At 31.0% G+C, this 18,271-nt stretch carries 17 protein-coding genes; 14 read left to right on the top strand and 3 right to left on the bottom strand.

Going from position 1 to position 18,271, the window contains the following annotated elements:
• Window positions 1-44: 44 nt before the first annotated feature.
• The 7 genes from IFB02_RS12490 (at window position 45) to IFB02_RS12460 (ending at window position 9,477) form a co-directional block, all read left to right on the top strand.
• A complete protein-coding gene (locus IFB02_RS12490) occupies window positions 45-2,348 on the top strand; it encodes a type IA DNA topoisomerase (protein WP_106688700.1) in 2,304 nt (767 codons plus the stop codon).
• Window positions 2,338-2,925 (top strand): pseudouridine synthase, encoded by a 588-nt coding sequence (locus IFB02_RS12485; protein ID WP_106688699.1) that lies wholly within the window; start codon window positions 2,338-2,340, stop codon window positions 2,923-2,925. Before IFB02_RS12490 ends, IFB02_RS12485 begins: the two co-directional genes overlap by 11 nt.
• 72 nt (window positions 2,926-2,997) lie before the next feature.
• A complete protein-coding gene (locus tag IFB02_RS12480) occupies window positions 2,998-4,275 on the top strand; it encodes a mechanosensitive ion channel family protein (RefSeq protein WP_191072829.1) in 1,278 nt (425 codons plus the stop codon).
• Between the two features lie 65 nt (window positions 4,276-4,340).
• On the top strand, window positions 4,341-5,027 hold the full coding sequence (locus IFB02_RS12475; RefSeq protein ID WP_191072828.1) for a TetR/AcrR family transcriptional regulator: 687 nt from the start codon (window positions 4,341-4,343) through the stop codon (window positions 5,025-5,027).
• Window positions 5,020-6,687 (top strand): peptidase domain-containing ABC transporter, encoded by a 1,668-nt coding sequence (locus IFB02_RS12470; RefSeq protein WP_191072827.1) that lies wholly within the window; start codon window positions 5,020-5,022, stop codon window positions 6,685-6,687. Before IFB02_RS12475 ends, IFB02_RS12470 begins: the two co-directional genes overlap by 8 nt.
• A 1-nt stretch (window position 6,688) precedes the next feature.
• Window positions 6,689-8,089, top strand: coding sequence for an HlyD family secretion protein (locus IFB02_RS12465; protein ID WP_191072826.1), 1,401 nt, complete (start codon window positions 6,689-6,691; stop codon window positions 8,087-8,089).
• The gene (locus tag IFB02_RS12460; protein ID WP_191072825.1) at window positions 8,089-9,477 is read left to right on the top strand and encodes a TolC family protein; all 1,389 of its coding nucleotides are present in this window, start codon (window positions 8,089-8,091) and stop codon (window positions 9,475-9,477) included. Before IFB02_RS12465 ends, IFB02_RS12460 begins: the two co-directional genes overlap by 1 nt.
• A 19-nt stretch (window positions 9,478-9,496) precedes the next feature.
• Here IFB02_RS12460 and IFB02_RS12455 read toward each other — a convergent pair whose 3' ends face one another.
• A complete protein-coding gene (locus tag IFB02_RS12455) occupies window positions 9,497-10,258 on the bottom strand; it encodes a hypothetical protein (protein WP_191072824.1) in 762 nt (253 codons plus the stop codon).
• Between the two features lie 324 nt (window positions 10,259-10,582).
• On the opposite strand from IFB02_RS12455, the gene IFB02_RS13995 reads away from it, so the two are divergent.
• A complete protein-coding gene (locus IFB02_RS13995; RefSeq protein ID WP_262891936.1) occupies window positions 10,583-10,714 on the top strand; it encodes a hypothetical protein in 132 nt (43 codons plus the stop codon).
• A gap of 38 nt (window positions 10,715-10,752) precedes the next feature.
• Here the strand turns inward: IFB02_RS13995 and IFB02_RS12450 are convergent, their stop codons facing one another.
• Window positions 10,753-12,729: an alpha-ketoacid dehydrogenase subunit alpha/beta gene (locus IFB02_RS12450; protein WP_191072823.1), complete on the bottom strand. Its 1,977-nt coding sequence runs from the start codon at window positions 12,727-12,729 to the stop codon at window positions 10,753-10,755.
• A 135-nt stretch (window positions 12,730-12,864) separates the two neighbouring features.
• On the opposite strand from IFB02_RS12450, the gene IFB02_RS12445 reads away from it, so the two are divergent.
• The 6 genes from IFB02_RS12445 (at window position 12,865) to IFB02_RS12420 (ending at window position 17,227) form a co-directional block, all read left to right on the top strand.
• Window positions 12,865-13,812, top strand: coding sequence for an isopenicillin N synthase family dioxygenase (locus IFB02_RS12445; protein ID WP_191072822.1), 948 nt, complete (start codon window positions 12,865-12,867; stop codon window positions 13,810-13,812).
• Window positions 13,813-13,883: 71 nt separating this feature from the next.
• Window positions 13,884-14,210: a translation initiation factor gene (locus tag IFB02_RS12440; protein ID WP_106688690.1), complete on the top strand. Its 327-nt coding sequence runs from the start codon at window positions 13,884-13,886 to the stop codon at window positions 14,208-14,210.
• Between the two features lie 2 nt (window positions 14,211-14,212).
• On the top strand, window positions 14,213-15,142 hold the full coding sequence (locus tag IFB02_RS12435) for a DUF1835 domain-containing protein (protein WP_191072821.1): 930 nt from the start codon (window positions 14,213-14,215) through the stop codon (window positions 15,140-15,142).
• Between the two features lie 2 nt (window positions 15,143-15,144).
• Window positions 15,145-16,014, top strand: coding sequence for a nucleoside phosphorylase (locus tag IFB02_RS12430; protein WP_191072820.1), 870 nt, complete (start codon window positions 15,145-15,147; stop codon window positions 16,012-16,014).
• 154 nt (window positions 16,015-16,168) lie between these two features.
• A complete protein-coding gene (locus IFB02_RS12425) occupies window positions 16,169-17,023 on the top strand; it encodes a substrate-binding domain-containing protein (protein WP_191072819.1) in 855 nt (284 codons plus the stop codon).
• A 3-nt stretch (window positions 17,024-17,026) separates the two neighbouring features.
• On the top strand, window positions 17,027-17,227 hold the full coding sequence (locus IFB02_RS12420) for a hypothetical protein (protein ID WP_191072818.1): 201 nt from the start codon (window positions 17,027-17,029) through the stop codon (window positions 17,225-17,227).
• A gap of 304 nt (window positions 17,228-17,531) precedes the next feature.
• On the opposite strand, the gene IFB02_RS12415 is transcribed toward IFB02_RS12420, so the two are convergent.
• On the bottom strand, window positions 17,532-18,197 hold the full coding sequence (locus tag IFB02_RS12415; RefSeq protein WP_191072817.1) for a uracil-DNA glycosylase: 666 nt from the start codon (window positions 18,195-18,197) through the stop codon (window positions 17,532-17,534).
• Window positions 18,198-18,271: the final 74 nt, after the last annotated feature.

Below are 18,271 nucleotides of genomic sequence, written 5' to 3'. Positions count from 1 at the left end.
CTTAACAATTTCATTTATTTTGCAACACTAAAATTTTAATAAAAGTGAAAGTCTGTATTGCCGAAAAACCAAGTGTAGCAAGAGAAATTGCTCAAGTCTTAGGCGCCAAAACCAAGCGTGATGGCTACTTTGAAGGTAATGGCTATGCAGTAACGTACACTTTTGGGCACCTTTGCACACTTAAAGAACCTAACGATTATAAGCCGTATTGGAAAAGTTGGGATTTAAACAACTTACCCATGTTGCCCGATAAGTTTGAAACCAAAGTATCTAACGATTCTGGTATCAAAAAACAGTTTAATATTGTTAAGCAATTGTTTCAAAATGCAGATGTTGTCATAAATTGTGGTGATGCCGGTCAAGAAGGAGAATTAATACAACGTTGGGTTTTAGACCAAGCAAATTATAAAGGCGAAGTAAAACGACTTTGGATTTCTTCTCTAACTACAGAAGCCATAAAAGAAGGTTTTGAGAAACTAGAATCTAGCAAAAAATACGATAATTTGTACTATGCAGGATTTTCTAGAGCAATTGGCGATTGGCTTTTAGGGATGAATGCCACACGATTATACACCGTAAAATATGGCGGTTATAAGCAAGTATTATCCATTGGTCGTGTGCAAACTCCAACTTTAGCAATGGTTGTTAACCGTTGGAAAGAGATAGAAAACTTTAAGCCTCAACCCTATTGGGAATTACAAACACTTTATCGCGATACCTTATTTAGTTACGAAGAAGGACGTTTTCTAAAAATGGAAGATGGCGAAAAGCTTGCCAATATTGTAAAAGAACACGATTTTGAAATTGTAAGCATCACCAAAAAGAAAGGAAATGAATACGCGCCAAAACTGTTTGATTTAACAGGTTTACAAGTATATTGCAATACAAAATTTGGCTTTTCAGCAGATGAAACTTTAAAGATTGTACAGAAATTGTATGAAATGAAAGTGGTAACATACCCACGTGTAGATACCACTTATCTTCCAAACGATATTTATCCTAAAGTACCAGGAATACTGAAAAATCTGACCAATTACAGTCAATTAATTCAGCCACTTTTGGGTAAAAAGATTAAAAAATCTAAAAAGGTTTTTGACGATGCTAAAGTAACCGATCACCATGCCATTATTCCTACAGGAGTTCAAACCAACTTACAATATAATCAGCAACAGGTTTATGATATTATCACCAAGCGTTTTATTGCGGTGTTTTACCCAGAATGTAAAGTATCTAACACAACTGTAATTGGTAAGGCAGAAAGCGTTAATTTTAAAACTACAGGTAAAGAAATTCTTGAAAAAGGTTGGCGAGAAGTTTTTGAAACTAAAGATACTCCAACCAAAGAAAGCGGTATTTTACCAACGTTTGTAAAAGGCGAAAAAGGTCCGCATGAACCTTCATTTTTAGAAAAAGAAACCAAGCCGCCAAAACAATTTACCGAAGCATCTTTATTACGCGCAATGGAAACTGCAGGTAAACAAGTTGATGACGATGAGTTACGTGATTTAATGAAAGAAAACGGTATTGGAAGACCTTCGACTAGAGCCAACATTATTGAAACGTTGTTTAGACGCAAGTACATCAAACGTAATAAAAAACAGGTGTTACCAACGGTTACCGGTATTCAGTTAATCGATTTAATTCAAAATGAATTATTAAAATCGGCAGAATTGACAGGACTTTGGGAAAAACAACTTAAAGACATTGAAAAAGGCGAATATAGTGCTGTCGCTTTTATCAATAATATGAAAAAAATGGTAGATCAATTGGTTTACGATGTACGTACAGAAAACGTACAAGCTAAACTAAGTTACACCAACAATAAAGCAGGTAATAAAGCAACAACCAAAACTAAAACTTCCAAAAAAGGCATTGTAGGTAAAGCTTGCCCTAAATGTAAAAACGGACAATTATTAAAAGGAAAAAATGCCTACGGTTGCAGTGATTACGGTAAGAATTGCGATTTTGTGTTACCTTTTAAGTATGCAGAAAAATCTATTTCAGAAAATCAATATAAACGTTTATTAAGTAAAGGATCTACAGTAAATTTAAAAGGCTTTAAAGTTAATGAGCAATCTGTTGAAGGTTTGCTTCGATTTGATGATAATTTCAAATTAAAATTAGAACCTAAACAAACTACTTCCGCGAAAGCGATAAATGAAAAATCGGACGAAAAAATCTGTCCTAAATGTAAAAAAGGAACCATTATAAAAGGAAAAACAGCTTACGGTTGTAGTGACTATAAAAACGGTTGCGATTTTAGATTTAGTTACGATTTAATAAGAGAAAAAGCAAAAGGACAGCAATTAACAAAAGCGCTTGTTTTCAAAATATTAAATGAAAACTAAACACCAACACTTTAAGATTTATAAGCCTTACGGAATGCTTAGCCAGTTTGATAGTAATGCCAAACATGAGCAAAAAAAGCGTTTTTTATCAGAGCTTGGTACATTTCCTGAAGGTACGATGCCAATTGGTAGATTGGATAAAAAAAGTGAAGGTTTATTGCTATTAACTACCGATGGAAAATTAAGTAATCACATTAACCAATCTGGAATAGAAAAAGAATATTATGCTTTGGTTGATGGCGCAATTTCCGCGAAAGCGATACAAGATTTACAAACTGGAGTTAAAATTGGTTTTGATGGAATTAAATACGACACAAAACCTTGTAAAGCTAGAATTTTAGAGTCTACTCCTAACCTACCACAACGATCCCAAAAAATTAGAGATGAAAGACATGGACCAACAACATGGATTTCGATCACATTAAAGGAAGGAAAATTTAAACAGGTAAGAAAAATGACAAGTGCTGTTGGATATCCTACTTTAAGATTGGTTAGAGTTAGAATTGGTCAAGTATTTTTAGATGGGTTAGACGTTGGTGAAGTTTGTAATTTACCTGATTTACCTTCTATAATTTAACTAATCTTTAATTAATTTTCCCTCTTAAATTAGTTGTAAAGTCTTTAATTTTGCAGCATAATTAATATGTAGATGAATAAATACGTACACTTTTTTTACGATTATTTTAGAGACTTAAATTTTACAGTAACATCTTCTAAATATATGAATATGCTAGTGCTTTTTTTACTAGCTTTTATTTTCATATTTATAATAGATTTATTGGTAAGAACTATTTTAAGATTTATATCTGCACGTATTGCTGCTACTACCAAATCAAATTTTGACGATTTATTAATTTCTAATCGTGTACCAGCAAATACAGCACACATTCCTGCATTAGTATTAGCGTATTGGTCTATTCCTGTTGTATTTTATGACTTTGAATATGTGCACAAAATCGCTTCAAAAATACTTGCAGTATTAGCCATTGTTGTTGGACTTTGGATTGTTAGAAGTTTATTAAACACATTAAAAAGCTATTTTAAAACCTTACCAAGATTAAAGGATAAACCTATAGATAGTTACATACAGGTATTTATGATTTTTGCTTGGACTGCAGGTTTATTAATGGCTATTGCTGTAGTTACAGAATTGTCTCTAGGTAGTTTTATTGCTGGTTTTGGTACAATTTCGGCAATTATATTATTAATATTTAAAGACACGATTTTAGGTTTTGTAGCTAGTATCCAAGTAGCCATTAACGATATGGTTAGAATTGGCGACTGGATTACTTTTGAAAAATACGGTGCAGATGGTGATGTGATAGAAATAAATCTAGCTACTGTAAAAGTGCAAAACTGGGATAATACAATTACTACCATTCCTACCTATGCGATGATATCAGATTCGTTTAAAAACTGGCGCGGAATGACTAATTCTGATGGAAGACGTATTAAAAGACATATGTTAATTAAACAATCTTCTATTAAATATCTTACTGAAGAAGAAGTAGAAAGTTTAAAAAGCATACAGTTAATCAAAGAATATTTGGTGACTATGCAACAAAAATTAGAGCAACATAACACAACACATAACGCAGATAAAAACCTATTAATTAACGGTAGAAACCTGACTAATGTTGGTGTGTTTAGAAAATATATTCAAACCTATTTAGAAAATCATTCTGCCATTAACGAAAATATGTTTTTAATGGCTAGACAATTACAACCAACAGCACAAGGTATTCCTTTAGAAGTGTATTGTTTTAGTAAAGATAAACGTTGGCAAAATTACGAATATGTAATGAGCGATCTTTTTGATCACTTTCTAGCAGCTGTACCTTATTTTGGATTAGAACTTTTTGAATTACCTGATAATTCAACTTTTAAACACACTATAAACAATCTTCAAATAGATAAAAATAGTTAACGTATAGTTAATTACTCACAAAGTTAATAGTGTTACTATTATTTTTGCATCTAAACATGTTTAGTATGCAAAGTTTATTTTCAAATTTAAAGATTACAATTAACGAAAACATCTATCTTAAAGATCCAGAATCTTCAGATTTAGGTAAACGTATTGTAGAGCACAGTATACTTTTAATAGATACTATTGGTTTTGATGCTTTCACTTTTAAAAAGTTGGGCGAACAAATAGGTTCTAATGAAAGTAGTATTTATCGTTATTTTGAAAGTAAACACATGTTACTTCTTTACTTGTCTTCTTGGTATTGGGCATGGACAGAATACCAATTAGTATTTGCAATAAACAACATTACAAATCCTGTAAAAAAGTTAGACATTGCAATAGATACATTAACAAAAACAACAATAGAAGACTGTAATTACAAACACATTAACGAAGTCGTGTTAAAACGAATAATAATACACGAGTATTGTAAATCGTATTTAACAAAAAAAGTAGACGAAGAAAATAACGAAGGTTACTTTTCTATATACAAACGTATCGTAGTTAGGCTTAAAGATCTAATAGAAAATGCTAATAAAGACTATAATTATGCATTTTGTTTAGCTAATACTATTATTGAAGGTGCATTACACCAACATTATATAAAAGATCATTTTAAATCCATTTCTGGATTACAACCAAACGAAGCTCCAACCTCATTTTTTAAAGACATTGTTTTTAAAACTTTAAACATTTCAATACATGAGTAAAAAAATATTAACAGCTTGGCAACGATTTGTCAATCTATTAAAACTAGATAAAAAAGACCTAAAGCAAGTCTTTTTCTACGCTATTTTTGCTGGTTTAGTAAACCTATCTTTACCACTTGGTATACAGGCTATAATTAATTTGTTGCAAGCAGCTCAAGTTAGTACATCGTGGATTGTTCTTGTTGTATTAGTTACCTTAGGTGTTGTTTTTGTTGGTGTTTTACAACTTATGCAAATACGTATAATAGAAAATATTCAGCAAAAAATATTTACTAGAGCATCTTTTGATTTCACGTACCGCTTTCCTAAAATAAAAATGAGTGAATTAAGAGGTATTTATCCACCAGAATTAGCTAATAGATTTTTTGATACCATTAACGTACAAAAGGGTTTAGCAAAAATATTAATAGATTTTCCTGCTGCAATACTTCAAATTGCATTTGGATTAATTTTACTATCCTTTTATCATCCATTTTTTATTATTTATGGTGTTTTATTAGTGATTCTAATCTACATTGTATTTAAATTTACTATAGAAAAAGGGTTACGTACAAGCTTAAAAGAATCTGATCATAAATATCGTGTTGCTCATTGGATACAAGAAATAGCAAGGTCTATTGTTAGCTTTAAATTATCTGGAAAAACAAGTTTAGCATTAAATAAAAACGATCAATTAGTTAATGATTATTTACAAGCTAGAGAAAGTCACTTTAAAATTTTAGTCATTCAATTTATACAATTAATTGGGTTTAAAGTTTTAGTAACAGCTGGATTATTAGTCATTGGTGGCGCATTGGTTTTAAGTCAACAAATGAATATTGGTCAATTTGTTGCTGCCGAAATTATTATTCTTTTAGTCATAAATTCTGTAGAAAAATTAATCCTAGGTCTAGAAACATTCTATGATGTATTAACTTCTATTGAAAAATTAGGTAAAGTGGTTGATAAAGATTTAGAGTCACAAAAAGGCGAAACGATAGATTTTAATGCATCTCCATTTACTCTAGAATTTGAAAATGTATCCTATCAAGTACCTGATAAAGAAGCACCAATACTAAAAGATATTAGTTTTACTATAAATCAACAAGATAAGATTTTAGTTAATGGTAAAAATGGATCTGGAAAAACTAGTCTTTTACGTTTAATTTCTGGTATAATAAAACCTACAAAAGGTAATATTTACGTAAACAATAATTCCTTATCAAATTTAAAACTTAATCATTATCGCGCACATTTAGGACAAACATTGGTAGAGGAATCGCCTTTTGAAGGCACTTTACTTCAAAACATAACTTTTGACGATCCAACTATATCAAAAGCAGATGTAGATTGGGCTATCCAAAGCGTTGGTTTAAGCGATTACGTAAAGCGATTACCACAAGGATTAAACACTATTTTAAGACCAGAAGGAAAAGAAATTTCGTTTACATTATCTAAAAAAATAATTTTAGCAAGAAGCATAATTAAAAAGCCAAAATTATTGGTTTTAAAAGAACCTTTAGATCATTTTGATCAAGAAGAAGCTTCAAAAATTATAAACTTTTTAATACAGCCAGAACATCCTTGGTCACTAATTGTTGTTAGTCAAAACCCATTATGGCTAGCAAAATTAGATAAAGTAATTACATTAGAAAACGGTCAAATAATTAACAAAAAATAAGATGTTAAATATTTCAAATAATAAATTAAATGAACGTGTAGATTTATCGCAATACGAATGCGGTAAACAAGCGTTTGGTAAAGAGCATTATAAAGCATTTAACAGGTTTTTAGTCACTTTTGGAATTATAGGATTAATCATTTTATTTTTACCATGGACACAAAATATTAATGCACCAGGATTAGTCACCACTTTAACGCCAGACCAAAGACCGCAAACTATACAATCACCAATTCCTGGTCGTATAGAAAAGTGGTATGTAAAAGAAGGTGAAAAAGTAAAAAAAGGCGATACTATTTTATTCATTTCAGAAATTAAAAATGAATATTTTGATCCTAATCTTGTAACTAGAACCGATCAACAGATAAAAGCCAAAAGTTCTTCGGTGTTATCCTATTCAGAAAAGGTAAACGCTTTAAACAATCAAATTGCCGCACTATCTAACGAAAGGGAATTAAAATACAAACAAGCACAAAACAAACTTTTACAATCTAAGTTAAAAGCAAAAAGTGATAGTATAGATTTTGAAGCTGCAAAAACTAATTTAAGTATTGCCGAAAAACAATTTAATCGTACACAGCAATTACAAACAGAAGGATTAAAATCTGTTACCGAAGTTGAAGAAAAACGATTAAAACTACAAGAAACACAAGCCAAATTAATTTCTCAAGAAAATAAATTTTTAGCTGCTAAAAATGAAATTATTAATGCAGAAGTAGAATTAAATCGTATAAATGCAGAATATATAGATAAAATCTCTAAAGCTAGAAGTGATAAGTTTACAGCGCAGTCTAATCAATTTGATGCAGAAGCACAAGTATCTAAACTAGAAAGTGATTACACCAACTACTCTATTCGTAATGATTTATATTACATCAAAGCGCCACAAGATGGTTACATTAATAAAGCAATAAAAGCAGGTATTGGAGAGACCTTTAAAGAAGGCGAACAACTTGTTGGTATAATGCCATCTACTTATGACATTGCAATAGAAACTTTTGTAGACCCAATAGATTTACCGCTAATTCATGTAGGCGAAAAGTTTAGAGTACAATTCGATGGTTGGCCAGCAATAGTTTTTAGTGGTTGGCCAAATGTATCTTATGGTACTTACGGCGCAGAAGTAGTTGCTATAGAGCGTTTTATTAGTCCAAACGGGAAGTTTAGAGTATTATTATCACCAGATAAAGACGATCACAAATGGCCTGAAGCAATTAGAGTTGGTTCTGGAGCAAGAACAATTGGTTTATTAGACGATGTGCCAATTTGGTACGAAATATGGCGACAGTTAAACGGTTTTCCTCCAAATTATTATACGCCAGCTACTAAAGACAAAAACAGTGCTGTTACGCCAACAGCTGCATCTAACGCTGCGTCAAATTCAACTTCAACTGAAAAGTAATGAATATAAAAAAGCTATTTATACTACTATTAATTAGTCCTTTATCACTTTTAGGACAAACTAAAGATAGTTTAAGTTATGCCGAATTTTTAGGTTATGTTAAGCAATATCATCCTGTTGTAAAACAAGCCGATTTAAAAATCGAATCTGGTATCGCTACGTTACTTAAAGCTCGTGGTGGATTTGATCCTAAAGTTGAAGTAGACTTTAACGAAAAAGATTTTAAAAATAGAGAATATTACGAAAAATTATATGCCACATTTAAAATTCCAACGTGGTATGGTATTGAATTGAAAGCAAATTTTGAAGAAAATTCTGGGTATTACTTAAATCCAGAAAATACAGTACCAGAAGATGGATTATTTAGTGCAGGAATTGGTTTTTCTTTAGGTCAAGGTTTATTTATTAATAAAAGAATGGCTGACTTAAAAAAGGCTAAATTTTTTAAAGAACAATCTATTGCAGAAAGAAACTTACAAGTTAACCAAGCCTTATACGATGCGTCTTTAGCTTATTTTAATTGGGTACAAGCTTATAAAGAATATAAGATTTACGAGAAGTTTTTAGAAAATGCAACTATAAGATTTAATGGTGTAAGATCTAGTGTTATTGCTGGTGATAAAGCTGGAATTGATAGTTTAGAATCTGGAATTACAGTAAAAAACAGAAAATTAGAATTAGAACAAGCCAAAGTTGCTTTATTTAAAGCACGATTAGAGGCTTCTAATTTTTTATGGCTAGAAAATACTCCTGTAGAAATAGCAGAAAACGTATTTCCTATGGCGGTATTTGAAGACGAAGTAGATAATTATTTAGGTTTAAATAATTTAGAAAATTTCAACATTCAAAATCATCCTAAAATTATAGCTTTAAACAGAAAAATAGATGGTTTAAGTGTAGATCAACGCTTAAAAGCCAACAAATTACTACCAAAAATAGACTTGCAATATAATTTTTTAACCGAAACGCCAGACGATACTAATTCATTAAATGCATCATCCTACAAAGCAATGATAAATGTTGCTATGCCTTTATTTTTAAGAAAAGAACGTGGTGATTTAAAGCTTTCAAAAATTAAAGTTCAGGATGCAAATTTTACATTATCAGACACGCAATTTCAACTACAAAATAAAATAAATGCTATTACAAATGAAGTTGAATCTTTTAAAACCCAAAATATTTTAATTGTAGATATTGTAAAGGATTATGAGGCAATGCTAATTGGTGAAGAAAGAAAATTTAGCTTTGGAGAAAGCTCAGTCTTTTTAATTAACACGAGAGAAAAAAAGCTAATAGACGTTCAGGTTAAAGCTGTAAAATTAGAGAATAAGTTTTTATCTACTAAAGCAAAACTATTTAATAGTTTAGGGATTTTACCAACTAATTAATTTTAATTGGTAATACGTCTTATTGTCCGGTTTTAGTCGTATCTGTAGATTTTGTGTTTTGTACAGATTGCGATTTAAGTTTTAAAGGACTTTCTTTATCCTTAACAACAGTAATAGTGGCTTTAACGCCAGTAGCAAGATTCCATTGGTTTGCAGCAATCACATTTCCAAATTCATCTAAAATCTGAAACTCTGCAGTATTAGGACCAGATGTACCTTGATTAAGAGCTAAAAAATCTATCTCGTTTATACCTTCGTCAAGAGGTAATAAAATACCATTATAACCAGAAGTAAGTACAACGGTTGGTACAACTATATCTTTATTTATAAATACTCTAATTGCATCTCCATCAGGATATTGATGGTCGCGATAAATTATATTTACAGCTTTTGATGTCGTACGATATTCACCTAAAAATTGATTAACAAGACTACCATTATTACTTTTCTCGTCGTCTTCTCTAAATTTTAATTGCCTATCTATTTGTTTTCTAAACAACTCACCTGGATTTCTTAAATTGTTTTCTTCTATCATAGAAAACTCTTTTTTTGGTGATTGTTCTGTTTTTGCATCTTTAGGAGCAATTACAGTCGCGTTAGTATCTTCAGGTTTAATATCGTTAGATTTTACTTCAGAAGGTTCTATAATTAATTCTGGATCATCTTTTGGATCTTCAGTTTCTTCAGCAGGAATTGCAAAACCAATATTTTCTCTGTCTATTTGAGAAAAACCACTAACAGAAATAAAAAAAAGTAGTAAAAATGAAATATAAATTTTCATGGATAGTATTTAATTGCCACTAAATTAATTCAAAAACCATACCTAAATGCTAATATTTTTATAATCAATGTTAAAATAGCATTAACAATACGTAATCAGCTTGCAATTTACTTAAAAAAGTTAAAAACTGTTAAAGACTAAATATTTTATAATTTGGATGTAACAATTTTATTTATACGTCGTCTTATTTGTGTAAGTCATTAATAATCAATCAAAAAACATTAATCATGAGAACATTAAACAACAATCAATTATCTAGTACATTAGAAGGAACAAGAAGTTATACTTGGAATAGCAAAAGAAGATTTAGATAAGTTTTTAATTATGAAACCAGACATTATACATCGCAGGTTATTTTTAAATACAGATTCTAATAGTATTCAAAAACGAGACTTTTTAAAGCATAACTCTATAAAAAACGGATTGTGGTACGGTATTAAAAAATACGCACACTAATAAAAAAAGCAAGTAAATTAATTACTTGCTTTTTTATTTTAATACTCTAATAAAGATAAAAGTTCGTTTTCAAATCGTCCTTTAGATAAATATTGTTCTTCTAATTGATTAATAAAAGGAATTGGTGTATCTAAACTTGCTACACGTTTTACTGGCGCATCAAGATATTCAAAACAATGTTCCATTATTAAAGATGAAATATCGCTTGCAATACCTCCAAATAAAGAATCTTCTTGTAAAATAATCGCTTTACCTGTCTTTTTAACAGAGTTATATATTGCTTCTGTATCTAATGGTTGTAATGATCTTAAATCTATAACATCTGCAGAAATATTTGGATGTGCTTCTAAAGTGTTTAAAGCCCAATGTACTGCTGCTCCATAACTAATTATGGTAATATCTGTTCCTTCTTTTAATAAAGCTGCTTTACCAAAAGGTATAGTGTAATAATCTGAAGGTACGTCTTGTCTAATACTTCTATAAAGTGCTTTATGTTCAAAAAACAAAACTGGATTAGGATCGTTAATTGCAGTTGCTAACATGCCTTTTGCGTCTAAAGGAAAAGCTGGATAAACTACTTTTAAACCAGGTGTTTTTGTAAACCAAGCTTCATTAGTTTGACTATGAAATGGTCCTGCTGCAACGCCAGCGCCACAAGGCATACGTAATACAACATCTGCATTTTGGTTCCATCTGTAATGTGATTTTGCTAAATAATTAACAACAGGATTAAAACCAGAAGTTACAAAATCACTAAACTGAAGTTCGACAACACTTTTTATGCCTGCAATACTTAATCCCATTGCGGTTTCGATAATTGCAGATTCACAAATTGGTGTGTTACGAACACGATCGTTACCAAAAGCTTCAACAAATCCGTCTGTAATTTTAAAAACGCCGCCATATTCTGCAACATCTTGTCCCATAATAACAAGATCTTCATGACGTTGCATAGATTGTTTTAATCCTTCGGAAATCGCATCTACAAATCTTAATTCGTTTGTATTTTCAGATTCTTTAAAGTGTTCATATTCAAAATATTTATATACATCATTTAACTCATCACTTAAAGATGGTTTTATAGGATTTTCAGAATAAGCAATGTCTAAATTCGAGTTAATTTCACTAACAATATCTTCTTTAATTCTTAATTCTTCTTCATCGGTTAAAATGCCTTCATTTTTTAAGAATTCTTGATAGTTTTCAATTGGATCTTTTTTAGCCCATTCGTCCATCAAGTCTTGAGGAACATACTTTGTTCCACTAGCCTCTTCATGTCCGCGCATTCTAAAGGTTTTAAACTCGATTAAAACAGGACGCGGATTTTCACGTATGCTTTTAGTAATTTCAGAGATTTTAGTGTAAACCTCTAAAATATTATTACCATCAATAATATGGCTTTCCATACCGTAACCTAGTGCTCTATCTGCTAGGTTCTCACAATTATATTGCTCTTTAGTTGGTGTAGACAAACCGTAACCGTTGTTTTCTATACAAAAAAGCACCGGTAATTGCCATACAGAAGCAACGTTTAAGGCTTCATGTATATCACCTTCACTTGTTCCGCCTTCACCTGTAAATACTGCAGTAACTTGGTTTTTAGCTTTTAGTTTTGAAGCTAAAGCTATACCATCTGCAACACCAAATTGCGGACCTAAATGACTTATCATTCCAACAATGTTATACTCTTGTGTACCAAAGTGAAAACTTCGATCTCGTCCTTTTGTAAATCCGTTAGCCTTACCTTGCCACTGCGAGAACAATCTATGTAAAGGGATTTGTCTAGTTGTAAAAACACCTAGATTACGATGCATAGGTAAAATATATTCTTCGTCTTGCATCGCAGATGTTACACCAACGGAAATAGCTTCTTGGCCAATTCCAGAAAACCATTTACTTATTTTACCTTGTCTTAGTAAAATAAGCATCTTTTCTTCTATTAAACGTGGTTTTAATAAACGCTTGTAAAGATCTAGAAGCGTATCGTTATTTAGGGTTGATTTATCAAATTTCATTAATATGCTTTCAAATATTGAAAATATGCTAAAATATGCTTTGCCAAATATAGTATAATTAGGAATAAAATAAACTACTGTTTTTGCAAGGTTTTCGTTACATTTGTAATAATAAGATTATAATATTTTTACATTATGAATAAAATACCTAGTGTTAACCTTAAGGATTTTACATCTGGTGATCCAGAAAGAAAACAGAAGTTTGTAAACGAAATTGGTAAAGCTTATGAAGAAATAGGCTTTGTGGCGTTAAAAGGACACTTTTTAGATGACGAATTAGTAGACGATTTATATGCAGAAATTAAAAACTTTTTTGAATTACCTGTAGAAACTAAAAGACAATACGAAATACCAGGAATTGGTGGACAACGTGGATATGTCTCTTTTGGAAAAGAAAGTGCAAAAGGTAAAAAAGAAGGTGATTTAAAAGAATTTTGGCACTTTGGTCAATATGTAGAAGACGATCCTAAAAGAGCCGAAGAATATCCTCAAAACGTAGAAGTAAAAGAAATACCTCGTTTTAACGAAGTTGGTAAAAAAGCATATCAAACTTTAGAAAAAACTGCAAAATATGTGTTACGTGCTTTAGCACTTCATTTAGGTTTAGAAGAAACGTATTTTGATAATTATATCCATAACGGAAATTCTATTTTAAGACCAATACATTATCCACCAATTACTCAAGAACCGGATAATGCAGTTCGTGCAGCAGCGCATGGTGATATTAATTTAATCACTTTATTAATGGGCGCACAAGGTCGTGGTTTACAGGTGCAAAACCATAACGGAGATTGGATTGATGCTATTGCCGAGCCAGACGAGTTAATGATTAACGTTGGTGATATGTTATCAAGACATACTAACAACAGATTAAAATCTACAATACATCGTGTTGTAAATCCGCCAAGAGAATTATGGGGAACATCACGCTACTCTATTCCATTTTTTATGCATCCAATTAGTGAAATGAAATTAGATGTATTAGATAGTTGTATCGATGAGAATAACCCAAAACAATTCGAAGATATTACAGCTGGAGAATTCCTTGACGAGCGTTTAAGAGAATTAGGATTAAAAAAATAGTTTTCAGTCGCAGTCACAGTTGTTTCTTCTAAATTATTGTGACTGCAAACTGATACTGTAAACTAAACAACATGGATTTACAAGATCAACTTAAAAACTTATTTCCAGATCATGTACCAGAAGAAACCGAATCTACACCAGACGAAAGCAATATTTGGCTACAAGACGATCCTATAATTTGTAAATACGAAAAACGTAAAGGTAAACCTATAACCATTTTAGAAGGTTATACTGGTGCAACCGAAGATTTTAAGCAATTAGCAAAAGAAATCAAGCAAACGCTAAGTGTTGGCGGTAGTTTTAAAGACGAAAAAATTATAATCCAAGGTGATTACCGCGACAAAATCATGCAAATATTGAAGGATAAAGGCTTTAATGTAAAACGTGTTGGTGGATAAGTATGACTAATAAAGCATTTCATATAACTAATGGCGGCGTATTAACCGACTATTTAACCAAGTTAAACTTTGATGGTTTACTAATGACTTGGCATGAAATGTTATGCGTCGGTCCTACAACAAAACAAATAGATAACGATAATTTTTTCAGCATTAGAAAACAATTTATCGAGTCTACATACAACATTCCTTACAAAACCGAAGTCTTTAAGACTGAACTTGATAAAATTAACGAGCTAAACAATTACGATCATGTTGTACTTTGGTTCGAATTCGATTTATTTTGCCATATAAATATGATTGCTGCGATAAGTTGGTTAAAACAACACAAATGTAGCTTACCAATTTACTTAGTAAATTGTGGTAAAATTAAAGGCGAAAAACAACTAAAAGGATTTGGAGAGTTAACAGAACAGCAAATAAAAACGCATTATAATAACAAAACGCTACTTAACGTAGACGATATTGCTTTTGCTCAAAAAGCATGGCGCATTTATTGCGAAGAAGATCACAACCAATTAAAAGAATTAATTGTAAGACCTTCAAACTTTTTATACATGAGCAATTGTTTAAAAGCGCATATGAAACGTTTTCCTGATACCAGAAGTGGATTAAATATGATGGAATATAACCTACTTAAAATTATTAAAGAATATCAAATAAAAGATAAGCATCATTTATTAGGTTATGGTTTACATTATCAAGGTTATTATGGTTACGGAGACATTCAAATTAAACGAATAATTAATAATTTACAGCCATTTTACGATCAAACAGAAGATGGCTTAATACTAAGCAGACAAGGGTTTTTAGCACTAGCACATCAAAAAAACTTTTTAAAAGAGATGGCATCCAATTTTCAATTTGGCGGCGCTAAAAAAACAGACTTTCAATATTTAAAAACTGAAAGTAAACTTGTAAAAACCATTTAGAAATGGCAATAAAAGAATCAGAATTAATATTAAATCCAGATGGTAGTGTATATCATCTAAATTTAAAACCAGAACATATTTCGGACACCATAATTTTTGTTGGTGATCAAGATCGTGTAGAAAAAATTACTAAACATTTTGACACGATAGAATTTTCAACTCAAAAAAGAGAATTTAAAACGCAAACAGGTACTTATAAAGGTAAACGCTTAACCGTTTTATCTACTGGAATTGGTCCAGATAACATAGATATTGTTTTAAATGAATTAGATGCATTAGTTAACATCAACCTAGAAACCAGAGAACCTAAAGCACAATTAACCGCTTTAAATATAGTTCGTGTTGGTACTTCTGGATCGTTACAAGCAGATATTCCTGTAGATTCTTTTTTAATGAGCTCGCATGCGTTAGATTTAAACGGAATGCTTCATTTTTATCAAATAGATGCTATTTCTAACCCAAACATTGAAGATCAATTTATTCAATTTACCAATTGGGATAACAACAAGTCACGTCCAATAATTATAAATAACAGTAAAACTTTAGAACAAAAATTTGAAAGTGATACGATTTATAAAGGAATGACTGCTACTGCTGGCGGATTTTATGGTCCACAAGGTCGTGTTTTGAGATTACCGCTTCAAGATGCGCAGTTAAACACAAAAATGGATACGTTTAATTACGAAGGTTACAGAGTAACTAATCTAGAAATGGAAACTTCTGTAATTTATGGTTTATCAAAACTTCTTGGTCATAATGCATTGTCACTAAATGCCATTATAGCAAATCGTGCCAATGGTACATTTAGTAAAGATCCTAAAAAGGTAGTCGAGAATTTAATAGAATATACGCTTAATAAAATTATAGAGTAATTAAATACAAGTGTCACGTAACGTGTAGTCATATTTTTCGCTTTCGCGGAAAACTGAACGACTTAAAAAATAACACCTAAATACTTAATCATATCGCACTAAAGATTGTAAATTAGGTATTACAGTTGACCCTAAAAACATTAAATATTACACAATGAAACAAATAAACATTGGTGGCGTACCAGAGCATTTTAATCTAGCTTGGTATTTAGGCTTAAAACATGGCGAATATAAAGACGCAGGAATCAATCTACGTTGGAAAGATTATTTTGGTGGTACAGGCGCAATGTGTAAAGGGTTACGTGATGGTGATATTGATATGGCTGTTATTTTAACAGAAGGAATTATCAAAGATATAATTGCAGGAAACAAGTCTAAAATAGTTCAGGTATTTGTACAATCGCCTTTAATTTGGGGCATTCACGTTGCTAATAATTCGACTTATAAAACTGTAGACGATTTAAAAGGAACAAAAGCTGCAATAAGTAGATATGGATCTGGATCGCATTTAATGGCATATGTTAATGCCGAACATCATAATTGGGATTTAGAAAAGGATTTAAATTTTGAAGTCATAAAAAACTTAGATGGTGCAGTTGAAGGTCTTACAGAAGGTAAAGCTGATTATTTTATGTGGGAAAAATTTACCACAAAACCTTTAGTAGATAATGGTACATTTAGACGTGTTGGCAACTGTCCTTCACCTTGGCCTTGCTTTGTCATAGCTGTTCGTGAAGAGTTTTTAGAACATAATTTAGAAGATGTAAAAACAATTTTAGATATTATAAACGCAACTACTTCAGAATTTAAAGATATCCCAAGTATAGATCGTATGATTGCTAATAGATATGAGCAAGAATTAGAAGATGTACAAGAATGGTTAAGCCTTACAGAATGGAGCCAAGAAAACATCTCTAAAGCAACTATTAAAAAAGTACAAGATCAATTATTTGATTTAAATGTTATTGAAGAAAAATGGGACTACAAAGACCTTGTTGCTGAGTTGTAAACCATGAAAACAATTCTTAAAATATTTGGCTTAGCACTACTCTATCTTTTTATAGTTTATATTGAAATTATAATAGCTTTTCTCGTTTTTGGTTCTGGTGCAAGTGCTACTGAAAAATCTTCAACACTCACATTTCAATTTATAGTCTATTTTTTACCGTTAGTTATAGTGATTTTGATTGGTAAACGTATTTTGAAAAAATAGTGTGAAAATTTATATTCTTTACAGAGTTTCATTTAACTATCAAAAAATTAATAATTTCACTTTGCCAAAATTAAGAAATAGTGAATGAAGGAATGTAGATGCCATGCATAGCATGAAGCACGGAATTCCGAAAATGAACGTTGCTTGCAATTTCCTAATTTTGGCTTGATTTTTTGGTTTCGCTTCGCTATATACTTTCAATTAAAACTATGTTTTAAATTCAGTAGTGTATCAAGACAAAATGAACGTAGAAATAGATTTATCAACTCCGAAAATATTAGGAATGCTATGAATGATAAAACAATTACCAATCAATCACTTCAAACCCATTATCTTTCAAAATAGCATTTGTCTTACTAAAATGCTTATTCCCAAACCAATATCCACGATTAGCACTTAAAGGAGACGGATGACCTGATGTTAAAATATGATGTTTTTTAGCATCAATAAGTTTTGCTTTTTTCTTTGCAAATCCGCCCCAAAGTAAGAAAACTACACTCTCTTTTTGTTCACTAATTATTTTAATAACAGCATCTGTAAACGTTTCCCAACCTTGTTTTTGATGACTACCAGCTTCGTGCGCTCTAACCGTTAATGTCGCATTTAACAAAAACACACCTTGCTCTGCCCAACGTTCTAAATTGCCACTTTTTGGATATGGCGTATTGACATCGGTTTCAATTTCTTTAAATATGTTAATTAAAGATGGCGGATGCGCAATACCATCATTAACACTAAAACATAATCCGTTGGCTTGATCGTAATTGTGATATGGATCTTGACCAATAATCACGACTTTTAATTGATCTAACGGACATTTTTCAAACGCATTAAAAATGAGGTTTCCTGGAGGAAAACATTGATGCTTAGCGTATTCCTCTTTTACAAACTCGGTTAAATTTTTAAAATACGGTTTATCAAATTCGTCTTGTAAAAAAGGTTTCCAACTTGGGTTAATGTCTACGTTCATAAGTTTGTAAATAAAAAGGTATTCTTCTAATAATTGAAGTGCTTTCAAAGATAAAAATAATACTATCTTTATTT

This window comes from Mesoflavibacter profundi (genome assembly GCF_014764305.1).
Classification (GTDB): domain Bacteria; phylum Bacteroidota; class Bacteroidia; order Flavobacteriales; family Flavobacteriaceae; genus Mesoflavibacter; species Mesoflavibacter profundi.
Note: the sequence above shows the minus strand (reverse complement) of the source record. Positions and strands in the feature narration are given on the sequence as shown.

Excerpts from the sequence above, each read along its gene's own strand:
- IFB02_RS12440 (WP_106688690.1), top strand. The coding sequence starts at position 13,884 with ATGGATTTACAAGATCAACTTAAAAACTTATTTCCAGATCATGTACCA.
- IFB02_RS12430 (WP_191072820.1), top strand. The coding sequence starts at position 15,145 with ATGGCAATAAAAGAATCAGAATTAATATTAAATCCAGATGGTAGTGTA.
- IFB02_RS12465 (WP_191072826.1), top strand. The coding sequence starts at position 6,689 with ATGTTAAATATTTCAAATAATAAATTAAATGAACGTGTAGATTTATCG.
- IFB02_RS12455 (WP_191072824.1), bottom strand. The coding sequence starts at position 10,258 with ATGAAAATTTATATTTCATTTTTACTACTTTTTTTTATTTCTGTTAGT.
- IFB02_RS12475 (WP_191072828.1), top strand. The coding sequence starts at position 4,341 with ATGCAAAGTTTATTTTCAAATTTAAAGATTACAATTAACGAAAACATC.
- IFB02_RS12445 (WP_191072822.1), top strand. The coding sequence starts at position 12,865 with ATGAATAAAATACCTAGTGTTAACCTTAAGGATTTTACATCTGGTGAT.
- IFB02_RS12485 (WP_106688699.1), top strand. The coding sequence starts at position 2,338 with ATGAAAACTAAACACCAACACTTTAAGATTTATAAGCCTTACGGAATG.
- IFB02_RS12450 (WP_191072823.1), bottom strand. The coding sequence starts at position 12,729 with ATGAAATTTGATAAATCAACCCTAAATAACGATACGCTTCTAGATCTT.
- IFB02_RS12435 (WP_191072821.1), top strand. The coding sequence starts at position 14,213 with ATGACTAATAAAGCATTTCATATAACTAATGGCGGCGTATTAACCGAC.
- IFB02_RS12425 (WP_191072819.1), top strand. The coding sequence starts at position 16,169 with ATGAAACAAATAAACATTGGTGGCGTACCAGAGCATTTTAATCTAGCT.
- IFB02_RS12415 (WP_191072817.1), bottom strand. The coding sequence starts at position 18,197 with ATGAACGTAGACATTAACCCAAGTTGGAAACCTTTTTTACAAGACGAA.
- IFB02_RS13995 (WP_262891936.1), top strand. The coding sequence starts at position 10,583 with ATGAAACCAGACATTATACATCGCAGGTTATTTTTAAATACAGATTCT.
- IFB02_RS12470 (WP_191072827.1), top strand. The coding sequence starts at position 5,020 with ATGAGTAAAAAAATATTAACAGCTTGGCAACGATTTGTCAATCTATTA.
- IFB02_RS12460 (WP_191072825.1), top strand. The coding sequence starts at position 8,089 with ATGAATATAAAAAAGCTATTTATACTACTATTAATTAGTCCTTTATCA.
- IFB02_RS12420 (WP_191072818.1), top strand. The coding sequence starts at position 17,027 with ATGAAAACAATTCTTAAAATATTTGGCTTAGCACTACTCTATCTTTTT.
- IFB02_RS12480 (WP_191072829.1), top strand. The coding sequence starts at position 2,998 with ATGAATAAATACGTACACTTTTTTTACGATTATTTTAGAGACTTAAAT.